The organism is Bacillus sp. 7884-1, from assembly GCF_002272245.1.
GTDB lineage: Bacteria > Bacillota > Bacilli > Bacillales > Cytobacillaceae > Neobacillus.
Window position 1 is genome coordinate 19,059 of record NZ_NPDD01000069.1, and the last position, 20,426, is coordinate 39,484.

The window sequence follows — 20,426 nt, forward strand, 5'->3', positions numbered from 1 at the left end:
CAGAAATTTAGTTTATTACAAAATAACTAGTGATTAATCACCTTGTTTTGATCAATATTTTTTACTAATTGTTGTTTTCGAACATTTCCTTCTTTTAACCCTCGAGCTTGTTCACGTTGTAGAACAACTCTAATCGTTTGCAGCAGGATTTTAAAATCCAGCAAGGACGAAAAATTTAGAATGTATAATAGGTCAAACCGCAATTTTTCTTCTACAGGGGTGGTATAGTTAGCTAAGACTTGCCCCAATCCTGTTATTCCTGGCTTTACCGTTAATCGAAGAGAATATTCCGGCAGTTCTTGCTTAAATTGATTAATGAAAAATTCTCTTTCTGGTCTTGGTCCAACTATGCTCATTTCACCTTTTAGCACATTAAATAGTTGTGGTAGCTCATCTAAACGAACAGCCCGAATCACTCTTCCAATTACCGTAATTCTTGGATCCTTATCTGTCGCTAATACTGGTCCTGTTCTTTTTTCTGCATCATGAACCATACTTCTGAACTTATAAATCCAATATGGATTCCCATTCACTCCAATGCGTTCCTGTCTATAAAGAGCTGGTCCCTTCGAAGTAAGTGGTATTAATAAAAATAAAGCCATTAAAATAGGACTAGAGATTACTAATAAAATCAATGATACAATTACGTCAAACAGCCGTTTACTAATCTGTTGACTAACGCTTAAGCGCGGAGGCTTTATGGAAATGACCAGCATATCATCTATTTGTAGTGTATTAGCCCCTATAAGTGACAATTCAAATAATTGTGGTATCACCATTATTTCTTTTCCGTGCTTGATACATTGCCTCACAATTTCCTCTTTATCCGACCTGTTAATAGTAGGGCTAAGTAGGAAAAGGTCACCCCTTTCTACAAACTCATGGATGGAACCCTTTTTGGTTAAAGGAATATAACCCGATATTTCGAACCACCCTTTATTATGGTTTAAGAATTTACCAGCTAAATACAGTCCCATATTTGAATCTTCGCCGATTATATAGACTTTCTTTTTACAGTATAATTTCTTGTTAACCAACCAAAAACATAAACGGATACACATTAGCAGATTAGTTTGAATAAGAAATGCTGCAAAAATAAAGCTTAACTGAAAAGATAGAAAAGGGGTCCATATTGAGATTCCCAATTCGAAACCAGAAAAGACAACCATCGATAAAATAATGGAATAGACTAAATTTTGTTTACCTTTTCGGCGCCAATCCGTATATAGGTCATATAGATAAAATACAAAAAATGAGGAAGCCGAGAGTACAATCAATCTATCGTGATCCATCATTCCCCCTACAGTCGGGATTGAAAATAGATTCAAGACCCAATATGTCAGGATAAATCCTACATACACGAATGTGACATCGATAATTGCCATGAAGAGCTTTACAAATCGCCCCTTATAGTCTTCCTTCATGTCAAACCTCCTTTCTTTACACTCCATTTTTTCTTAATAAATAAAAGTCCGTTCTCAATAAAGAATAATAGAACGAAAAAAATTTTGTCTCCTCTTTCCTTCATATCTCAAAGAGTATCCAATGTTTTAGATACTTTCTCGAGCTGGCCGGATTTCACATTTTTTAGATTTGTTACTGGTTTATATTTATATAGCTTTCTGAAAAGGTGAAAAAAGCTGTAATCGAAACGTTTACCATCTATAAGGGTAACTCCTCCTACACTTGATAGTGTATGGACTCCATCTCGATACAGGCTATCGCTTTGAGGTTCGACAAAACAAACCGATTCCTCTTCAAATTGCGAAATGGTTAATATCTTAATTCTATTCAAAACAATTCTACCGCCATAAGTTCTTGAACAATCCTGAGCAGGGCGATAGAGCATCCCTTCATGAATGAATGGTGTTCCTGCCGGCCGAGAAGACCGTATATCAATTTTAACCGGGTTTAAACAATGGGGCTTCCATTCACCAAATAAGTCAGCAGCATAAAAAATATGCAGTTCATTATTATGACTTTGAATCGTTGAAAATGATTTTGTACAAAACAACCACCAATAATCTCCATATTTTACGATAGATGAATCAACAGCATTAAAATCCTTAATTAAAGTTTTCACCTTTTTCCATTCTTTACTTGATTTATTTAATTGATAAATGGACGCTTCCTTCGCCTCCGAAGTTTCTGGTACGCAATAGACTTCATTTTCATGTTCCAAAATAAATGGATATGACATATGACAGGGGAATTTCATCATTGCCTGATTAAATGTACCGATATCCCATTCCTCTTTTTTCTTTACATTTATGCCACTTATATAACCTTTTACAACTTTATAATCTAGTTCTTCCATTAAAATACGAAGACCGCCTTCCTCTTCATACGCAAATGGATCAGCAAAATATAAATCTTTCTTTTGAAATAACCAATTTATATTTACTTTTGAATCGTTTAGAACCTCATGTATAGGTTTAGGAATGATACCAATGTTCCAATATTCATATGAAAACAATTTTGTAAACAACTTTTGAAACTTATTTTTAAGCATCTTGCCAAAAAATCCCGCCATTTGCTTAGGAATAGGCTTCATAAAGTAAGGCGGTGGTGCAGCAATAGAACCTTTTTGCATATAAGTAGCATTATTATTCAATACATCTTGGCAGACTTTAGCTGGCCATTCTGAGATTACTGAAGTAATGTGCATTTTATTTTTCTTAAATGAATCTTTAATAATAGAAAAACAGCCTTTTTTTAGTAGATTATTTTGGTGTGATAATTGGTTCAATGAAGCAAAGGTAACGTGTTCATCATTATAAATTTCCCAAAAATAATGAGGAAGGTTTGAACTATGCTGAAAGGACCATACACCAAGTCGTGGAAATTTTGTTATTCCTCCCCCGATATTGCCTACACTAAGATTTAGCAAAAAATCTAGTTCATAGCCATTAACCTTATCCAGATCTTTCTCAGAAAAATGGTCTTCACCAATAGCAGTTCTCACAGAATCACATTCTAAAATTGCGACGTTTTTCATAAGGCTTGTAAGACTCGTTGTCCTTTTCGGATAGAAAGACCAAAAATCATTCTTTCCAACTATTTGCTTTCTTTGTTTGGAATCAATCAGAATTATCAAGTTTGCTTCAACAAGCTCCAATTCCAGCATTTTCCTAATACAATTTAATTGCCATTCTTCAACGTTAATGTTGTCACAAATAACGCCAAACCGAAGTCCTTTTATTCCCATTACTTAACACTCCCAGGGTTTTACATAATAAAGCTGTTCATTATGACATTGCAGCTAGTTAATATTATGTCGATACTATCAGCTACAATTTAAGTACTCTTTTAACGTATTACTCACCATTTGTTCTAACGAAAAATCCACTTGGACCTTTCTTCGGGCATTATCAATGAAATGTTTCTTAAGATCTTCGTTGGATTTAATATCCAAGATTTTATTACAGAAGTCCTCTACTGAATGATCATTAATGAGGACACCAGTCTTATTCCCGATAATGGCTTCCCCAATCCCCCCTCTATTAATAGAGATGATTGGAGTCCCAACTGCCATACCTTCTAATATAACCATTGGGAATACTTCTCGGTGGGATGTCAGTAATAATAAGTCCATTTCTTTAATAAACTCCTGCGGATTGTGAACAACTCCTACCATCTTTATCTTGTCAAGTAGATTTTGTGATTGAATCATATTCTTAATTTTTTCTTTCTCTGGTCCATCACCTGCGATATAAAACATTAGATTTGGAATGTTGCGAAGCTGGTTTGCGATCTTGATAAAAAACTCATGATTCTTTTCTTCTGATAACCTTGCTAATATCCCAACTTTAAAAATATTTCCATTTTCTTTTTGATGAAAAGAGAACTGCTGTAAATCTACACCGTTATAAACAGTGGTTATTTTGTTAGGCTCTATTCCTGCATTGACAAGATTCCTCTTTTCAAAATCACTTACAGTAATGATTCTTTCGACATATTTATTTAATAAATGAGAGAAAATAACAGGGTTTTTTTCCTCCAAAACTGTAACATTATGCTTCGTGTAAACAATTTTGAATTTCCTTTTTGTGAACCTTTTTACAAATATACAGTAGAGAACCATCCTCAAACTATTCGCATGAACAAGGTCGATCTGTTTATCGTTAATCAACTTTCTAAGCTTTTTTACATTCTGGAGGTGTTTTGTTCTGCTCATCTCATTAAAGTTGTTTTGATGTTTGATTTTCTCGTACAATTCCCCAGGACCTGCAGCATAGTAAAAAGAAATGTTTGGGTGCTGTAATTGATTCTCCAATTTACAAAAATACATTTCTGCACCTCCGTGAATTAGCTTATCCGTTATGACTAGAATATTCATGTGTTGGATCACTTCCTTTATATTTAACATTCATTTTTAATATTTGCTTATCGGTAGTTAAGGTGGAAAACAAAGATGTCTTTTTATTTATTAACTCATGACTTTCTTTATGTAAATAAGTAGTTACAATCGCAATATACATGAAAAACATGTCGTTAATAATGACAGAAAGGAACCCCATTTGAAGAATCATTCCTATAAAAGCTAAAAATAAGTAGGGTTTATTTTTATGTATTTTGCTTTGGAATAGTTGGAATAATAATAAAAAGAGAAATAAACAAAAACATGTCATCCCCACTAAACCAGACTCTGATAAGATATCTAAAAATGTATTATGAACCTCCAAACTATCTCCATATTGGAATAAGTTGTATTCTGAATAGTTAAAAGCCCCAATTCCAATAATCATATGAGAAGAAAAGAAATCCAACGCTCTTCCCCACAATTCGAACCTCCCGCTTCCACCATCCTGGGAAAGATCTTCAATTCTTAACAGTAAGATTCCAAATATATCAAATTTCATATAAACTATTGCAACATACACGGTCACAAATAGTGAAAAAACAACACCAAGCACTAATTTAATCTGTTTAATTGGGTTCTTGATGATAATAAAAAGAAGGAATATGAGTGCCATGACTAAAATTCCGCCTCTTGAAAAGGTTAAAATGTTTGCAAATATGCATAGAATTAACCCAAGCTTATTTTTCAAGGACTTCACATTACAAAGATAATATGAAAAAAACAGGGTATTATAAAAAACAAAGAAATTAGGGTCTTGTAATAACCCGATTAATCGTGGGTAATCTCTATCTAACATGACTCCGAATTGATAAACCCTATCTCCCTCAAACACAAAACCAAGACTTTTCAATCCAACTAAATATAGTGTTAGACTTGCCACATTAAAGAATATTCCTGCATCTGAAAGGGCTCTTTCAATCACCGAATCTTTGGCATTTCCAATAACTGATTTCATAATAAAATAGCAAAAGATATAAAGGATAATTCCACAGATGATTCTAATACTTGATGCTGGATATAATGCAAAGGCCCCACTAAAGCTATACACCAAGTAAAATAACAACATCGCAACTTCAAACAGGTGAAGCCTTTGGAAGTAAAATAATCCAATATTTATAATCAAAAACAAGATTAAGAAAATCATATACGGCTTTATAGCAAACCCTACATAAATGTAATAATTTGCAAGTGTTACTAATAAAAAGAGAAAGAAGATTGTGAAGTTGTATTTATGTGAATTTAGAGTCATTTTATCACTCATCTTAACCCCCCTCGGATTTCTTTGATTTCCATTTTTGATTGATTCCCAATGGTTTTAAATAGCCATTAATCTTTTCTATATTTTCTTTATCGAAAACTACTACTAATGCCAATAAAATGAAGTGGATTGCCACCGCTAGAAATGGGATTGAATCTAGAAAAAAGTCAATGCTACCTAAACAAAATATGAAAAAGCTCAAGTAAGGAATGATTACCCTTTTGGCAATAATCCAGCGATTTGGAATGCATATCCAAAACCCTAAAAAGGCTATTACTTCAATTATTACACCTGCAAAAGCTGCACCAGTTACACCAAATGATTTACTAAAGAACATATAAAGAAAGATACCCGATATCACAGAGATAAATTGAACACCAGTACGATAAGACTGTAGTGCTCTAGATGTTAATCCATCTGCCAAGGCAATATTGATTGCCTGTAATGTCAACATTAATGATAATATTTTCAGTGGAAGAGCTGCTTGAATCCACTCCTCACCAAACAACAAATCTATAATATAATCTGACATATAGTAAAATGGGATTGTTATGGCCATTCCAACTAAGGAAATTATTTTTAATAACTCTATGTTATATCTTAAGTGATCGTCCAATAGGTTATTATTAAATGACCTAAACAGTACCGGATAATATGCCCCAGCAACAATAAATGGTATTTGCTGCAGTGCTTGTGGGATTCGATACGCAACCGCAAATAAGCCAACTTCTTTTAAGGTAATAGTCTTTTCCAATACAAGGGGACCTAATTGAGGAAGCATGACAAAAATTAATCCACCTAAAGTAAATGACCCTAAATTTTGCAATAAGCCCTTATGGAAAGGGCTTGTCAAACGGATTTGAACATTTTTACTAACCAGGTAGACCCCAATAATCCCAGCAGTAAGATAAGAAAGTCCATATAATGTACAAATAAACATTGGATTAAGATGAAAGATCATTCCAACTGATAACGTGAGTACCAAACAAACAGATGAAATGATTCGGATTAGGCCGTAATATTGCATTTTCTCTATCAGTTGAAAATATGTTGTTCCTATGCTTTGTAAAGCGACCCCAGTAACCATCGGAATAATTAAAAAATAAGCAGTTTGAATTAGTTCTTGATGCCCTGAGTTTGATAAATGAATGAAAAAAAATCCACATAGAAAGGTGACAACCAATAAACCAAGTCTCATTTTCACATATGAGGAAATAAGAATGGATGTATTTACCTCTTTCTTGGATCCTTCCCTTAAGACGATGTCACTTAGTCCAGCATCTGTAAAATATCCCATAATCATCGCAAATGCTAAAACGACGCTAAACATTCCATAATAATAGGACTGTAAATAATAGGCTAACACGATTAATGCTACAGCATTCAAGACACTAGATAATGCTGTACTATAAAATAGATGTATAATATTCTTAGCGATTGAATTTTTTTTTGATTTCTCCATAAAAATAGCCACCTTATTACGACACTTCGTACCGTGATTGAATGCCTGCAATTATCCTGTTTGATAAATGACTCCTAAAATACTGTTACTTGTTTTTTCAAGGTAATCTTTAGTCTTAAGTACATCTGCTTTCTTAGTTTTATTAGCTTTTACGACTAAAATTACACCATCACACTGGTTTGCAAGAATTTGAGAATCCGATACATTTAAGAAGGGTGGAGCCTCAAAAATAACGACATCATATTCCAATTGGACTTTTCTTACCATTCCTTTTATTTTACTTGTGACCCATAGGTCTGAAAGATTCAGGGGATTAGGACCTGTTGGTAAAACAAACAATCCTGGAAATAACGTTTCTTTTATATGATGTTGGATATCTTCCTCTTTTACGATTACATTCGTTAATCCACTTTGGTTTGTTAGTTGAAACCAATTATGGATAGAAGGATTCCTTAAATTAGCATCAACTAAAAGTACCTTTTTTCCTTGTTCAGCAAATGATATGGCTAACTTAGATGAAATAATTGATTTTTCTCCATCATCAGTAGGGGAGGTCAACATAAATGAAGTCGAATGACAATCTAATTTTTGATCAATATTCACTTGAATCATTCGGATTTGTTCCTTACTTATTGATTCTTCCATTAACTGATACCTTTTGTTTATACTAACCCTCTTCTTATACACTGATTTGCCCCCCGCTTCTCTTTAAGATTTCATGCTGCTGCTTTGTAATTGTTTGGTTTCTTGAATTCCCTCTTTTATTTTTAAAATTTATTTCTCCTAAAACAGGTAAACCAAGAATATCTTCCACTTCCCTGGTATTCTTTACAGAATCATCCCAATACTCTCTAAGCATGGAAAGACCGACTCCCAAAAGAAAACCAACAGCTATTCCAATTGCGATATTTAACGTCGTGCTTCCCACTTGCTTTACCGAAGGCTCTCCATCAGTTTCACTCAATAGTTTAATATCTGTAACACCAAACATTTCCTTCATTTTATCAACGGATACCCTAGCAGCGGTATTGGCTAACTCTGTCGTATTGTCCATATCATGATCCCTGACCACCACATTAACAATTTGTGAATTTCTATTGTTTTGAACAACTATCTTTTCCTCTAATTGATCGTCCGTTATGTTTAGCTCCTTCTGAATAGAATTAAGCACAACTGGACTCTTTATGAAGTCGATGGTTGAAGCAAGTAACATACTGAGTTCCTGTGAATCATATGCACTTTCGTTCTTCACCAAAGAGCCAATAATAATATTTTCAGTTGCCTCATAGGTTGGCTTTAGGTAGAAAATAGATATTGCAGCTGTTAATAAAGATACTGTTAGGACCGTAATAATCAAGGTGAGAATTCTCTTTCGAATGATGTGTAAGAATGTTCTTAAATTTATTCTTTCGTCCATGATAACCTCCAAAGAAAATCATTTTATATGGTTGCGTTCTATTTTTTATTCTTTGAGTCTTCTTCAGGTGAAGTATAATAGTTATTTTTACCTTTATCTTTAATATAGTCTGACCCTAGATTGGAATCTAAACGATTTCTCATAGAGTCATTTGTAAATTCTACGATTGATTTATTCTTCTTTAAAATATGAAAATCCCAAATGATTCCTTCAAACTTATTATCAGAGCCGGTTATTCTTATTGCTTGTTTAGTATTTTCAGAAATTTGAATTTGAAGGCCGCTAAACTCATTTCCAGAACTTTCATTCGGAATACTTACTGAACTATTAATGTCAATACATCTTACACAGTCATCCAGGGTTAGATTAATAAATCGGTTGCCGTTAACAAAACTATATTTATCCTTTTCCTTTGGTTTATCAGCTTCCAATTTAACACCTGTCTGAAATCCTGCAATTCTTAAATCAGTAAAATTAACAAAAGAAATGAAATGACCAGACTCTCTAGCATAAAGATGTAGACCTGTTCCCATATGCGAATCAGTTAAGTTTATGATTGTAACATTCCTGATTTGAGTTCTATCCCATGACCAAAACTTTTGATTACCATCAAGGTATATAACATCTGAATTAAAACTATCATCCACAATTTCAATAATTCCATTTGAGATTGATGCATTTTTTTTTACATCAATTGCTCTAAAGTTTCCTACTATTCTTAACCTAGTATTTTGACCAAACTCTAATTCAACTCCTTTTTTTATAACTAGTCCTTGCTTTACTATATAAGTCTTATTTCCTAGTAACTTTACTTTTCCGATCTTCGAATTATGGCTATGATCTATTGCTTCCTGTATAGATCCGGAGTCATCCTTCGAATCATCTCCATTAGCACCAAATTCATCCACATTCACATACTCATATACAACATTAACTGCCTTTACTACGGCTTTGTCTTCCTTTTCCAATTTGTTGTCTACCCCGTTGTTATATAAAAAAAGAAAACCAGCTAACGAAAGAATTGCTGAAAAACTTATGATTAAACTCCTTCTATTCATATATATCTCCTAGTCTATATAAAAGCATATTTACCAAAACTAAAACGCTTAATTGTAAATCGTGGTATCACCCCCGTATACAGATTACGCCTTTGATAGCTTTATTTCCTAAGGTTTGTCTTAGCTCCTATATGTAGGAGTTCCTTCGTTTCACATAAACAACAGTTCTATATTAAGAACATTATAACATTACAGGTCGAAAAAACAAATTCAAAAGACACCCTAATTTGTCGGTTTTTCCTTCAATACTTGACAAATTACATTCTTATTTTCAGAAAAATATCATCCTTTTTTATCGGAATTTAGTTCTTTAAAAAGAACACATTTTGATTTATACTATGATTAATGTGTAAAAGTTCGCTCCTAAATTAAGTAACTTATCTATTTTTTTCCACGGAAGTATAGGTTAATACACTAGCGGATTCGATTTATACTTTCCTACTACATATGTGTATAACATTTCTTTAACTGACTCCAAATTACTTAACCATGACATGCAGATTGCTTATCTACTTTTTTCTTTTGGAAGTTTCCAGATAGTATGGAATAAAAGAGATTTGGGGAAATGTCTATTTTTCTTTCCGCTTCAGGTTTCTTCTGCGTTAGTTAAGTTAAATACTTGTTAGAACCAAAAATCTTAAATATGGTAATAAGGAGAAGCCTATGATTGGAGACCGATTAAAAATCTTAAGAGAACAAAATGGATATTCAATTACAGAATTAGCCGCTCTTGCTAATGTCTCAAAATCCTATTTAAGCTATATCGAACGGAACCTTAATAAAAATCCGTCAATTCATTTTCTAATGAAGGTTGCCAAACCTTTAGATATTTCGATTGAATATCTACTTACTGGAATTGATCAAATAGAGGATCAGACGGAAATCAATGGGGAAAGGATACTTGATAAGGAATGGGAAATTTTGATTGAAAAAGCCATTAAAGACGGAATTGATAAAGATGATTTTAAAGAATATATAAACTATATTAAATTTAAAATATGGGAAAAAAACAAAAGGTGATATTAAACGCTTACATTAATATATGATTCAAATAATTTGCGAAATACATTGACACTCCTCCTTTAGTGTAGTAAATTTTATAAAAAGTCTAAATATTATACTTTCTTATCAAGAGAGGCTGAGGGAATGGCCCTATGAAGTCTCAGCAACCTTCAATGTCTATTTTTCATTGAAAAGGTGCTAAGTCCATCAAGTTATTAGGTAACTTGTGAGATAAGAAGAATGACCTGTGCGAATGTGCATCCAAAAGTCTTCTTCTTATAGAAGACTTTTTTTGTTTTTTAAAAGTCTGTTTTCGTAAAGATTGTTGTTAAAATCCTAAAGCCGATTTTAACGCGGAACAAACTATTTTGTGCTCGAAATTAAGTTTGCAAGCTCTTTTCTTACGATGGATGGCTAATTTGCGACAATATATAGCCAATTCAAGTGTTTTTAATCTCCAAAAGCAGCAATGTTTAAGAAAAGAGCTTTATATTAAGGAGGATGAAGAAATGGTATATAAAATTGATACGAAGTTAGCCCAAATTGGAAATAGAAGCGATAAGGTGACAGGCACCGTTAATCCTCCTGTTTACTTTTCAACAGCTTACCGTCACGAGGGCATTGGCCAATCAACAGGATATGATTATTCAAGGACAGGAAATCCTACTCGGCAGCTACTAGAAAAGGCGATAGCTGATTTAGAAGGGGCAGATCAAGGATTTGCCTGTAGTTCGGGAATGGCTGCTATTTTTACGATTCTTTCCCTATTTCAGTCTGGGGACGAATGGATTGTGAGCGAGGATTTATATGGAGGAACTTACCGTTTACTAGAACAGGGCTTTAAAAAATGGGGTCTGCAGACTCAATATGTGAATACTTGTAGTCCAGAAGAAATTGAAAGCAGGATTACTCCACAAACCAAGGCGATTTTCCTTGAAACTCCAACCAATCCGCTTATGCAGCAGTCTGACATCAGTGCTGTCTCAAAAATTGCCAAGAAGAACGGAATTATCCTGATTGTGGATAATACTTTCTATACCCCGCTTCTCCAGCAGCCTATTGTGCTTGGAGCGGATATTGTTATTCATAGTGCTACAAAATACTTAGGCGGTCATAATGATGTCCTTGCTGGTCTTATTGTTGCTAAGGGGAAAGAAATTTGTGAGGCGCTGGCATTTCATCATAACGGTGCAGGCGGAGTCCTAAGTCCTTTTGATTCTTGGCTGGTGATGCGCGGAATGAAAACTTTATCCCTTCGTATGCAGCGACATGAAAGCAATGCACAGACCATCGTGGAATACCTTTCTGCTCACGAAGGAGTAACAGATGTCCTTTACCCAGGAAGAGGTGGAATGGTTTCCTTCCGCTTACAGGATGAGTCCATGATTAACCCATTCCTGCAAGAACTTTCACTTATTACGTTTGCTGAAAGTCTTGGCGGGACAGAAAGTTTTATTACCTACCCTGCAACCCAAACCCATGCTGATATTCCAGAAGAAATTCGAATTCAGTCAGGTGTTTGTAATCGGTTATTGAGGTTTTCTGTAGGCCTTGAAGATCCTACTGATATCATTCATGATCTTGAACAGGCATTAGCTAAATTAAAAGAAGGAGTGATTAGATAATGAGTTTAGAAGATTATAGTTTTGAAACTAAGCTCCTTCATAATCAGCATAAAGTCGATCCAAACACTGGAGCCGTAAGTGTGCCGATCCAGCATGCATCAACGTTCCATCAGTTTGATATCGAAAGTTTCGGGAAATACGATTACGCTAGAAGTGCAAACCCTACACGAGAAGCACTCGAGGATGTAATCGCAGAATTAGAGGGCGGAACAAGAGGCTTTGCTTTTTCATCGGGAATGGCAGCTATTTCAACAGCCTTCCTCCTCCTTTCTTCTGGAGATCACATCGTCATTACCGAGGATGTGTATGGCGGCACATATCGAATGGTTACAGAGGTACTGACTCGTTTCGGAATACAACATACATTTGTAGATATGACAGACCTTTATCAAGTAAAGGCTGCCATTAGACCTAACACCAAAGCATTCTATGTTGAAACGCCGTCTAACCCTACATTAAAGGTTACGAATATTAAAGCAATTAGTAATTTGGCAAAAGAAATTAATGCCATTACTTATGTAGATAACACTTTTTTAACTCCTGAGTACCAAAGACCTTTAGAGCTTGGAGCGGATGTAGTTCTTCATAGCGCAACTAAGTTCTTATCTGGTCATAGTGATGTGATTGCTGGCCTCGCGGTTGTAAAAGATGAAGAGTTAGGAAAGAGACTGTACTCCTTACAGAATTCCTTTGGTGCTGTACTTGGGGTACAAGATGCATGGCTTGTACTTAGGGGATTAAAAACCCTTCATGTCAGACTAGAACAATCACAAAAATCAGCTCTTAAGATTGCGCAGTTCCTAGAGGAACATCCTCTTATTGAAAAAGTATATTACCCAGCTCTTAAAAATCATCCACAGCATAAATTGCAACAGGAACAGGCAGCTGGAGCAGGCGCTGTATTATCATTCGAACTCCATAATGAAGAAGCTCTAAGGACCTTTGTCTCAAATGTAAAATTACCTGTATTTGCAGTCAGTCTTGGCGCGGTAGAATCCATTTTATCCTATCCAGCTAAAATGTCACATGCTGCCATGCCTCAAGCAGAGAGAGAAAAACGGGGAATCAAAAATAGTCTACTCCGTCTTTCTGTTGGTTTAGAGAATCCTGATGATTTAATAAAGGATTTTTCACAAGCTCTTCAAGTGGTAAATGAACAACAACTGACTGTACAAAGAGGCGGATAATATGAGTCTATTAGAAAAATTAGAGAAGCAAATATTAATTGCTGATGGTGCCATGGGTACTCTCCTCTACTCGTTTGGAAAGGATAGTTGTCTTGAAGAACTAAACCTATCACATCCAGAAAAGATTCAGGAAATCCATAAAGCCTATATTGATGCCGGTGCTGATGTGATTCAAACAAACACGTATGCGGCAAATTATTTAAAACTGCAAAGATATGGTTTAGAGGACTCTGTAAAAGCAATAAATAGTGCAGCCGTCCAGAATGCAAAATTAGCGGCTCAGCAAAACGCTTATGTTCTTGGTACAGTCGGCGGTAACCGTGGGATTAAGCCTAGTGCATTATCAATAGAAGAATTAAAGCGTAGTTTCCGTGAACAGCTCTATTGCCTATTGCTAGAAGAGGTAGATGGGATTTTATTAGAAACCTTTTACGACCTTGAGGAACTAGAGACAGTTCTTACAATCGCTCGAAAAGAAACAAAGCTTCCGATTATTGCACAGGTCTCACTTCAGGAGTTAGGAATTTTACAAGATCAAACACCGATTAATGAAGCTTTTACACGGCTTGAAAGCATTGGCGCTGATGTCATTGGCTTAAATTGTCGGCTTGGTCCACATCATATGTTGAAAACACTTGAGCAGATTGAATTGCCTAAACATGCTTATCTTTCTGCCTACCCGAATGCGAGTCTGCCAGCCTATACAGACGGGATATTCCATTATGAGGGTGACGCAGATTATTTTAAAAAATCCGCCCAAAGCTTCCGTCAGGAGGGTGTCCGTTTGCTTGGCGGATGCTGCGGAACGACCCCGGCGCATATCCAGGCATTTGCGTCAGAACTAAAAAATAGCGTGCCTATTACCGAAAAAGTAGTTAAATTAAAAACGAAGAAGATCATCATTGAACAAAGTGCAGCTAAAAGGGATTACCAGCCTCTTGAGGAAATCGTTAAGGAACGTCCCTCAGTTATCGTAGAATTAGATACTCCAAGAAAGCTTGATACCAGCAAATTTTTTGAAGGCGCTAAGGCTTTGAAAGAAGCAGGAATTGATGCGATTACGATGGCAGATAACTCTTTGGCTCAGGTAAGGATTTCCAATGAATCTTTAGGTTATCTTGTTAAACAAGAATTAAGGATGAGACCGCTTATCCATATTGCCTGCAGAGACCGGAATATTATTGGTTTGCAATCTCACCTAATGGGGCTTCATACCCTTGGAATGCATGATGTTCTGGCAATCACAGGTGACCCAGCCCGAGTCGGAGACTTCCCTGGCGCCTCATCTGTCTATGATGTTTCTTCATTCGAGTTAATACAAATGATTAAACAATTGAACGAAGGCTTATCTTTTTCAGGAAAAGACCTAGGACAAAAAACCGCTTTTAGCATTGCCGGTGCCTTTAATCCAAATGTTCGTTCAGTAGAAAAGGCAGTTAAACGTCTTGAGAAAAAAATAGAATACGGTGCTGATTATTTCATTTCACAGCCCGTCTTCTCTGAAGAAAAATTAATTGAAGTCTATGAACATACAAAACACCTTAATGCACCTATTTACATTGGGTTAATGCCTTTAACAGGCAGCAGAAATGCCGAGTTCCTTCATAATGAAGTTCCAGGAATAAAGATTTCACAACCCATTCGTGAAAGAATGGCAGCATTAAATGATCAACCGCATCAAGCAGCACGTGAAGGAATTGAAATAACGAAATCGTTAATTGACACAGCACTAGATTTATTCAATGGGATTTATTTAATCACACCATTTTTACGGTATGAACTAACAACAGAATTAGCCATATATGCTAAACAGCGTGCAAGTCAAGTAAGGGGGAACAACTATGTTGAAAGCTCCATTCAGTGAACAACTACAAAAACGGATTCTTGTAATGGATGGCGCCATGGGCACCATGATCCAGGATGCAAATTTAACAGCAGAAGACTTTGGCGGCGAGCAATACGAGGGCTGTAATGAGTATCTGAATGTAACAGCTCCTGAGACAATCGCGAAAATTCATCGTGAATACTTGGAGGCTGGTGCTGATATTATTGAAACTAACAGCTTCGGGGCCACAAGCATTGTTCTTGATGACTATAATCTAGGCTTTAAGGCTTATGAATTAAATAAAATTGCCGGTCAACTTGCCAAAAAGGAAGTTGAGAAAATTTCAACAGCTGACTGGCCGCGATATGTTGCCGGTTCAATGGGACCGACGACAAAAACGCTAAGCGTTACAGGCGGAACCACCTTTGAAGCACTCGCTGCTTCTTATGAGGAACAAGCGATTGGGCTGATTGACGGTGGTGTTGACCTCCTGCTGCTTGAAACAAGTCAGGATATGCTGAATGTAAAGGCTGGCTTTATTGGGATTAAAAATGCATTTGATAAAACAGGCAAGGTTCTTCCCTTAATCGTTTCGGGTACCATTGAGCCGATGGGTACAACCCTTGCAGGACAGTCGATTGAATCCTTTTATATTTCGCTGGAACATATGAAACCTGTGGCAGTGGGACTGAATTGTGCAACAGGTCCGGAATTTATGCAGGAGCATGTCCGCTCCCTTTCCAATCTTGCTTCAACAGCGATTATTTGTTATCCAAATGCTGGGCTGCCTGATGAAGAAGGACATTATCATGAAACACCTGAAACGTTAGCGAAAAAGCTTGCTGATTTTGCTGCCCATGGATGGCTGAATATTGTTGGCGGCTGCTGTGGTACAACACCAAATCATATTCGAGCGATTTCAGAAGAGATGAAAAAGTTCTCACCACGCGAGGCACAGTCTTCTGATTTTCATATGGTATCAGGAATTGAACCATTCGTTTACGATGACCCGACACTACGTCCGATTATGGTCGGAGAACGTACAAACGTCATTGGCTCTCGAAAATTCAAACGCCTAATTAACGAAGGTAAGATTGAAGAAGCAGCCGAGATTGCACGTGCACAGGTTAAAGGCGGCGCACATGTTATTGACATCTGTCTTGCTGACCCTGATCGTGATGAATTAACCGACATGGAGAATTTCATTCCTGAAGTAGTTAAGAAAATAAAAGCTCCGCTAGTTATCGATTCCACAGATGAAAAAGTAATCGAAAAAGCACTCAAGTATTCTCAAGGAAAAGCGATTATTAATTCGATTAATCTTGAGGATGGCGAGGAAAGATTTGAGGCAGTTGTTCCATTAATCCATAAATATGGTGCTGCTGTCGTCGTTGGTACGATTGATGAAAAGGGTATGGGTGTTACAGCTGAAAAGAAATTAGAAATTGCCAAGCGATCTCATGACATTCTCGTCAACAAGTATGGTTTAAAGCCCCAGGATCTAATATTTGACCCACTTGTTTTTCCTGTTGGTACAGGTGATGAACAGTATATTGGATCTGCAAAAGCAACGGTGGAAGGTATTAAGTTAATCAAAGAACATCTTCCTAAGACACAAACCATTCTTGGAATCAGCAATGTATCCTTTGGTCTTCCGCCTGTTGGCAGAGAAATATTAAACTCGGTGTTTTTATACCACTGTACATTAGCAGGGCTTGATTATGCGATTGTAAATACTGAAAAACTCGAACGGTTCGCTTCTATCTCAAAGGAAGAAGTCACATTAGCAGAAGCCCTTTTATTTAACACGACAGATGAAACCTTAGCAACCTTTACTGAATTTTATCGAGGCAAGAAGAAAGAGACAAAGAGTACAGTACCAAATATGAGTTTGGAAGAACGACTCTCTTACTATGTGGTCGAAGGTACGAAGGAAGGTCTTTTGCCAGATTTGGCTTTAGCAGTTGAAAAGTACCCTGCCCCGCTTGATATTATTAATGGACCATTAATGGAGGGCATGAAAGAAGTAGGAAGACTGTTTAACGACAATCAGCTGATTGTTGCCGAAGTTCTCCAAAGTGCTGAAGTTATGAAGGCATCTGTCTCTTATTTAGAACCTTATATGGAAAAGGGTGATGTTTCTTCTTCCAAAGGAAAAGTCATCTTAGCAACTGTAAAAGGCGATGTACATGATATTGGAAAAAATCTAGTTGACATTATTCTTAGCAATAACGGTTATGATGTACATGATTTAGGGATTAAAGTATCACCTACAGAATTGGTTCAAGTGATTCAAAAAGAAAAACCGGACATCGTTGGATTATCTGGCTTGCTGGTGAAATCTGCACAGCAAATGGTGTTAACAGCACAGGATATGAAAGAAGCTGGAATTTCAACTCCAATCATGGTAGGAGGAGCTGCCCTTTCTAGAAAGTTCACCGATACTAAAATTGCAAAAGAGTATGATGGACTTGTTCTTTATGCCAAGGATGCTATGACTGGATTATCACTCGCGAATCAGCTTCAATCGCCAGAAGAGCACGAAAAACTGATTGCTGAAAAAAGGGAAAAACTAGCCGCGATTGAACTTCCGCGCGATTTGCCTATTCGTTCAGCTGTATCCACCGCAGTTAAAACAAGGCCATCTGTTTCGACTGAAGTACCGGTTTTTACACCGATGGATACTAAGAAACATATCTTAAAAACTTATTCACTATCCCATATTGAGCCTTATATTAATATGCAAATGTTAATTGGACACCACCTAGGGGTAAAAGGAAAAATTGCAAATTTACTAGCTGAAAAGAATGAAAAAGCTGTAAAAGTAAAAGAAGTAGTTGATGGATTATTAGCAGATGCTAAACAAGGTAATTGGATTTTACCGGCTGCTGTCTATCAATTCTTCCCTGCTCAGTCTGATGGGAATAAGATATTTATTTATGATCCAGAAGAGCCTAATACTGTTATTGAAACATTTGATTTTCCACGTCAGGAATCTGCACCTCATTTATGTTTAGCAGACTTTGTAAAGTCTGTTGACAGTGGGGAGAAAGATTATGTTGGGTTCTTTACGGTAACTGCGGGAAGAGGAATCCGTGAAAAGGCAGACCAGTTAAAGGCTGGAGGCCGTTTCCTTGAGAGTCATGCCCTACAAGCTTTAGCACTTGAATCAGCAGAAGGCTTTGCAGAGTTGATTCATCGTCAAATGCGCGACCGCTGGGGTTTCCCAGACCCGCTAACGTTCACCATGCAGGATCGATTTACAGCTAAATATCAGGGGCAGCGCTTCTCATTTGGTTATCCAGCATGCCCGGAATTAGAGGATCAGAAGAAATTATTTGCATTAATTCATCCTGAGGAAATTGGGATTGAATTAACGGAAGGCTGCATGATGGAGCCAGAAGCATCCGTATCAGCCATGGTATTTGCCCATCCAGAGGCGAGATACTTTAATGTTTTAAGATAGATAAAGTCCGCGGATTGATTCCGCGGTTTTTTTTAACTTTTGTGATTTACTCGCAATGACTTTGAAACCATTTTATTCCATCTGGCGATATTCTTGAGGGGATCGCACACTATACGTTTTAAATTGCTTGTTGAAGGTACTTAAAGTCTGGAATCCGCTTGCATAGGCAAGGTCTATCATACTCATGTTTGTCGAACGAAGAAAGTCCATTTCGCTTTGTAAGCGCAGCTGTTTAAGAAATTATTGGGACTAAGTCCAGTCAACCTGCGACACTCATTAAAAAACATTGTTCTCCCCATTTCTGCCTGCCAGGACAATGTCTCAATTTTTATCGGCTTCTGGTAATTTTCAAGCAAGTACCCCACAATTTCAACAATTTCAGATGATGGTATGTCCAAATAATCTTCAGATTGAGATTCTTTAGTAAACTGATTCACTTGCAGCAAAATATTAATTAAATGTATATTTTACTGGTCACCCAAAGATTTTCTTTTTTCAACACAATGGAGCCTTTCTATATAGAAAGACTCTAATTTTTTGTGGTTATTTATATAAATACCTATGGGAGTAAACAAGATATTTGTTATGTTTTTCTAGGAGATTAGAACCTACCTTAAGAAATAAAGAAAAAGTGAAGATAAATTTTTTACAATGACGATATAAATAAAAGATCGTCGTACTGTTTTTTGGAATAGGTCTTAAAATTGAGAATAAAGGTTTTATAAAGTGAATATTGAAAGATAGTCAGTTGAAAGACCATTGGACATGAAACCTGTCCCACTGTCCATTGTCAATCAATAGTGAGAATATTTTTAAGTTTTTAGAAGAAAAATTTACATGTACGGGGGAGGTAAAAATGCTTGAATGAATACAGCCTTTATAAAAGTGAATTGCTGCATGATAAATACTATCCAAAGGTTATATCGTATTATTTTAAACAATGGAAGGGTTTTGAAATGCCGTATCATTCTCATAATGAAATCGAGATTATGTATGTGATTGAGGGAAAATGTGTTGTCGAAACCGCTACCGAAACAGTACCCATGAAAAAAGGAGATTTAATTTTACTCGATTCAAACATTGCGCATCGTTTGGTTGTAGATAATGAAAATCCTTGCAGAATGTTAAATTTAGAGTTTTTTTTTACAAACAAAGAGAATGAGGGATTTTCACCATCTTTCAAAGAAATTGTCAGAACGAATGGTATGCTGTCTCAGTTCCTTTCAAAAGCTTATCCTTATATTGTGTTAAAAGATTCAAGTGATATTTACCATATACTAAAAAGTCTTGTACTTGAGTTATACGAGAGAAGTTTAGAGAATAAGTTGATGATTCAACTCCTATTTTCTCAACTATTTATTAAAATTGGCAGATTAGCGATTGAATATGAAAATCAGAATTCTTATCAAGTAAATTTATATATCAAACAAATCCTATCTTTCCTTCACCAGAATTATGACTGTGAAATTCAGGTGAAGGATATTGCAAATGTCGTTAATCTACACCCTGTTTACCTACATCGTATTTTCAAGGCAGAAATGGGTTATACGGTGATGGAATATTTAACTTCATTGCGAATCAAAAAAGCTAAAATGCTGCTTGCTCACACAGAAATACCCATCATTGAGATATCTGAATACGTTGGTATAAACAGCCGTCAGTACTTTAGTACACTCTTTAAAAAGCACACTGGTAAGACTCCCGTTGATTATCGAAATACGCTTAACAAATAATTTCAGTCAAGAAAAGATTGTAGAAGTTAG

Annotated in this window: 15 protein-coding genes and 1 riboswitch; of the genes, 6 read left to right on the forward strand and 9 right to left on the reverse strand. The window is 36.0% G+C overall.

All coding sequences use genetic code 11. The features are described from left to right. Window positions 1-26: 26 nt before the first annotated feature. From CHI06_RS09290 to CHI06_RS09325, 8 genes are all read right to left on the reverse strand, one after another. Window positions 27-1,424, reverse strand: coding sequence for a sugar transferase (locus CHI06_RS09290; protein ID WP_179292574.1), 1,398 nt, complete (start codon window positions 1,422-1,424; stop codon window positions 27-29). A gap of 107 nt (window positions 1,425-1,531) precedes the next feature. Continuing rightward, on the reverse strand, window positions 1,532-3,208 hold the full coding sequence (locus CHI06_RS09295; RefSeq protein WP_095248243.1) for a glucosamine inositolphosphorylceramide transferase family protein: 1,677 nt from the start codon (window positions 3,206-3,208) through the stop codon (window positions 1,532-1,534). A gap of 78 nt (window positions 3,209-3,286) precedes the next feature. Then, window positions 3,287-4,339: a glycosyltransferase family 4 protein gene (locus CHI06_RS09300; RefSeq protein ID WP_095248245.1), complete on the reverse strand. Its 1,053-nt coding sequence runs from the start codon at window positions 4,337-4,339 to the stop codon at window positions 3,287-3,289. Then, window positions 4,314-5,624, reverse strand: coding sequence for an O-antigen ligase family protein (locus CHI06_RS09305; RefSeq protein WP_095248246.1), 1,311 nt, complete (start codon window positions 5,622-5,624; stop codon window positions 4,314-4,316). The genes CHI06_RS09300 and CHI06_RS09305 overlap by 26 nt, the downstream gene beginning before the upstream one ends. 1 nt (window position 5,625) lies before the next feature. Beyond that, a complete protein-coding gene (locus tag CHI06_RS09310) occupies window positions 5,626-7,083 on the reverse strand; it encodes an oligosaccharide flippase family protein (RefSeq protein ID WP_095248248.1) in 1,458 nt (485 codons plus the stop codon). A gap of 51 nt (window positions 7,084-7,134) precedes the next feature. Continuing rightward, window positions 7,135-7,770 carry a CpsD/CapB family tyrosine-protein kinase gene (locus CHI06_RS09315; RefSeq protein WP_095248250.1) on the reverse strand — a complete coding sequence of 212 codons (636 nt, stop codon included), beginning with the start codon at window positions 7,768-7,770 and terminating at the stop codon, window positions 7,135-7,137. Continuing rightward, window positions 7,763-8,500 carry a YveK family protein gene (locus CHI06_RS09320; protein ID WP_095248252.1) on the reverse strand — a complete coding sequence of 246 codons (738 nt, stop codon included), beginning with the start codon at window positions 8,498-8,500 and terminating at the stop codon, window positions 7,763-7,765. The genes CHI06_RS09315 and CHI06_RS09320 overlap by 8 nt, the downstream gene beginning before the upstream one ends. Window positions 8,501-8,538: 38 nt before the next feature. Further along, the gene (locus CHI06_RS09325) at window positions 8,539-9,558 is read right to left on the reverse strand and encodes a glycosyl hydrolase family 28-related protein (protein ID WP_095248254.1); all 1,020 of its coding nucleotides are present in this window, start codon (window positions 9,556-9,558) and stop codon (window positions 8,539-8,541) included. Between the two features lie 663 nt (window positions 9,559-10,221). On the opposite strand from CHI06_RS09325, the gene CHI06_RS09330 reads away from it, so the two are divergent. The 5 genes from CHI06_RS09330 (at window position 10,222) to metH (ending at window position 18,663) form a co-directional block, all read left to right on the forward strand. Beyond that, window positions 10,222-10,578: a helix-turn-helix domain-containing protein gene (locus CHI06_RS09330; RefSeq protein ID WP_095248256.1), complete on the forward strand. Its 357-nt coding sequence runs from the start codon at window positions 10,222-10,224 to the stop codon at window positions 10,576-10,578. Window positions 10,579-10,680: 102 nt separating this feature from the next. Then, a riboswitch (SAM riboswitch) is annotated at window positions 10,681-10,798 on the forward strand. Window positions 10,799-11,069: 271 nt separating this feature from the next. After that, the gene (locus tag CHI06_RS09335; RefSeq protein WP_095248257.1) at window positions 11,070-12,185 is read left to right on the forward strand and encodes a methionine biosynthesis PLP-dependent protein; all 1,116 of its coding nucleotides are present in this window, start codon (window positions 11,070-11,072) and stop codon (window positions 12,183-12,185) included. Then, entirely contained in the window at window positions 12,185-13,372 is a 1,188-nt protein-coding gene (metC, locus tag CHI06_RS09340; protein WP_095248259.1) for a cystathionine beta-lyase, read from the forward strand. Before CHI06_RS09335 ends, metC begins: the two co-directional genes overlap by 1 nt. Before the next feature lies 1 nt (window position 13,373). Continuing rightward, window positions 13,374-15,236, forward strand: a complete 1,863-nt coding sequence (locus tag CHI06_RS09345; RefSeq protein WP_095248261.1) for a bifunctional homocysteine S-methyltransferase/methylenetetrahydrofolate reductase — start codon at window positions 13,374-13,376, stop codon at window positions 15,234-15,236. After that, window positions 15,214-18,663, forward strand: a complete 3,450-nt coding sequence (gene metH, locus CHI06_RS09350) for a methionine synthase (RefSeq protein WP_095248263.1) — start codon at window positions 15,214-15,216, stop codon at window positions 18,661-18,663. Before CHI06_RS09345 ends, metH begins: the two co-directional genes overlap by 23 nt. A 72-nt stretch (window positions 18,664-18,735) precedes the next feature. Here metH and CHI06_RS31050 read toward each other — a convergent pair whose 3' ends face one another. Next, window positions 18,736-18,891, reverse strand: coding sequence for a helix-turn-helix domain-containing protein (locus tag CHI06_RS31050; protein WP_373558143.1), 156 nt, complete (start codon window positions 18,889-18,891; stop codon window positions 18,736-18,738). Between the two features lie 632 nt (window positions 18,892-19,523). Here CHI06_RS31050 and CHI06_RS09360 point away from each other — a divergent pair. Continuing rightward, window positions 19,524-20,396 carry an AraC family transcriptional regulator gene (locus tag CHI06_RS09360; protein ID WP_095248267.1) on the forward strand — a complete coding sequence of 291 codons (873 nt, stop codon included), beginning with the start codon at window positions 19,524-19,526 and terminating at the stop codon, window positions 20,394-20,396. Window positions 20,397-20,426: the final 30 nt, after the last annotated feature.

Coding starts and splice junctions, on each gene's coding strand:
- CHI06_RS09290 (WP_179292574.1), bottom strand. CDS start 1,424: ATGAAGGAAGACTATAAGGGGCGATTTGTAAAGCTCTTCATGGCAATT.
- CHI06_RS09295 (WP_095248243.1), bottom strand. CDS start 3,208: ATGGGAATAAAAGGACTTCGGTTTGGCGTTATTTGTGACAACATTAAC.
- CHI06_RS09300 (WP_095248245.1), bottom strand. CDS start 4,339: ATGAATATTCTAGTCATAACGGATAAGCTAATTCACGGAGGTGCAGAA.
- CHI06_RS09305 (WP_095248246.1), bottom strand. CDS start 5,624: ATGAGTGATAAAATGACTCTAAATTCACATAAATACAACTTCACAATC.
- CHI06_RS09310 (WP_095248248.1), bottom strand. CDS start 7,083: ATGGAGAAATCAAAAAAAAATTCAATCGCTAAGAATATTATACATCTA.
- CHI06_RS09320 (WP_095248252.1), bottom strand. CDS start 8,500: ATGGACGAAAGAATAAATTTAAGAACATTCTTACACATCATTCGAAAG.
- CHI06_RS09325 (WP_095248254.1), bottom strand. CDS start 9,558: ATGAATAGAAGGAGTTTAATCATAAGTTTTTCAGCAATTCTTTCGTTA.
- CHI06_RS09330 (WP_095248256.1), top strand. CDS start 10,222: ATGATTGGAGACCGATTAAAAATCTTAAGAGAACAAAATGGATATTCA.
- CHI06_RS09335 (WP_095248257.1), top strand. CDS start 11,070: ATGGTATATAAAATTGATACGAAGTTAGCCCAAATTGGAAATAGAAGC.
- metC (WP_095248259.1), top strand. CDS start 12,185: ATGAGTTTAGAAGATTATAGTTTTGAAACTAAGCTCCTTCATAATCAG.
- CHI06_RS09345 (WP_095248261.1), top strand. CDS start 13,374: ATGAGTCTATTAGAAAAATTAGAGAAGCAAATATTAATTGCTGATGGT.
- metH (WP_095248263.1), top strand. CDS start 15,214: ATGTTGAAAGCTCCATTCAGTGAACAACTACAAAAACGGATTCTTGTA.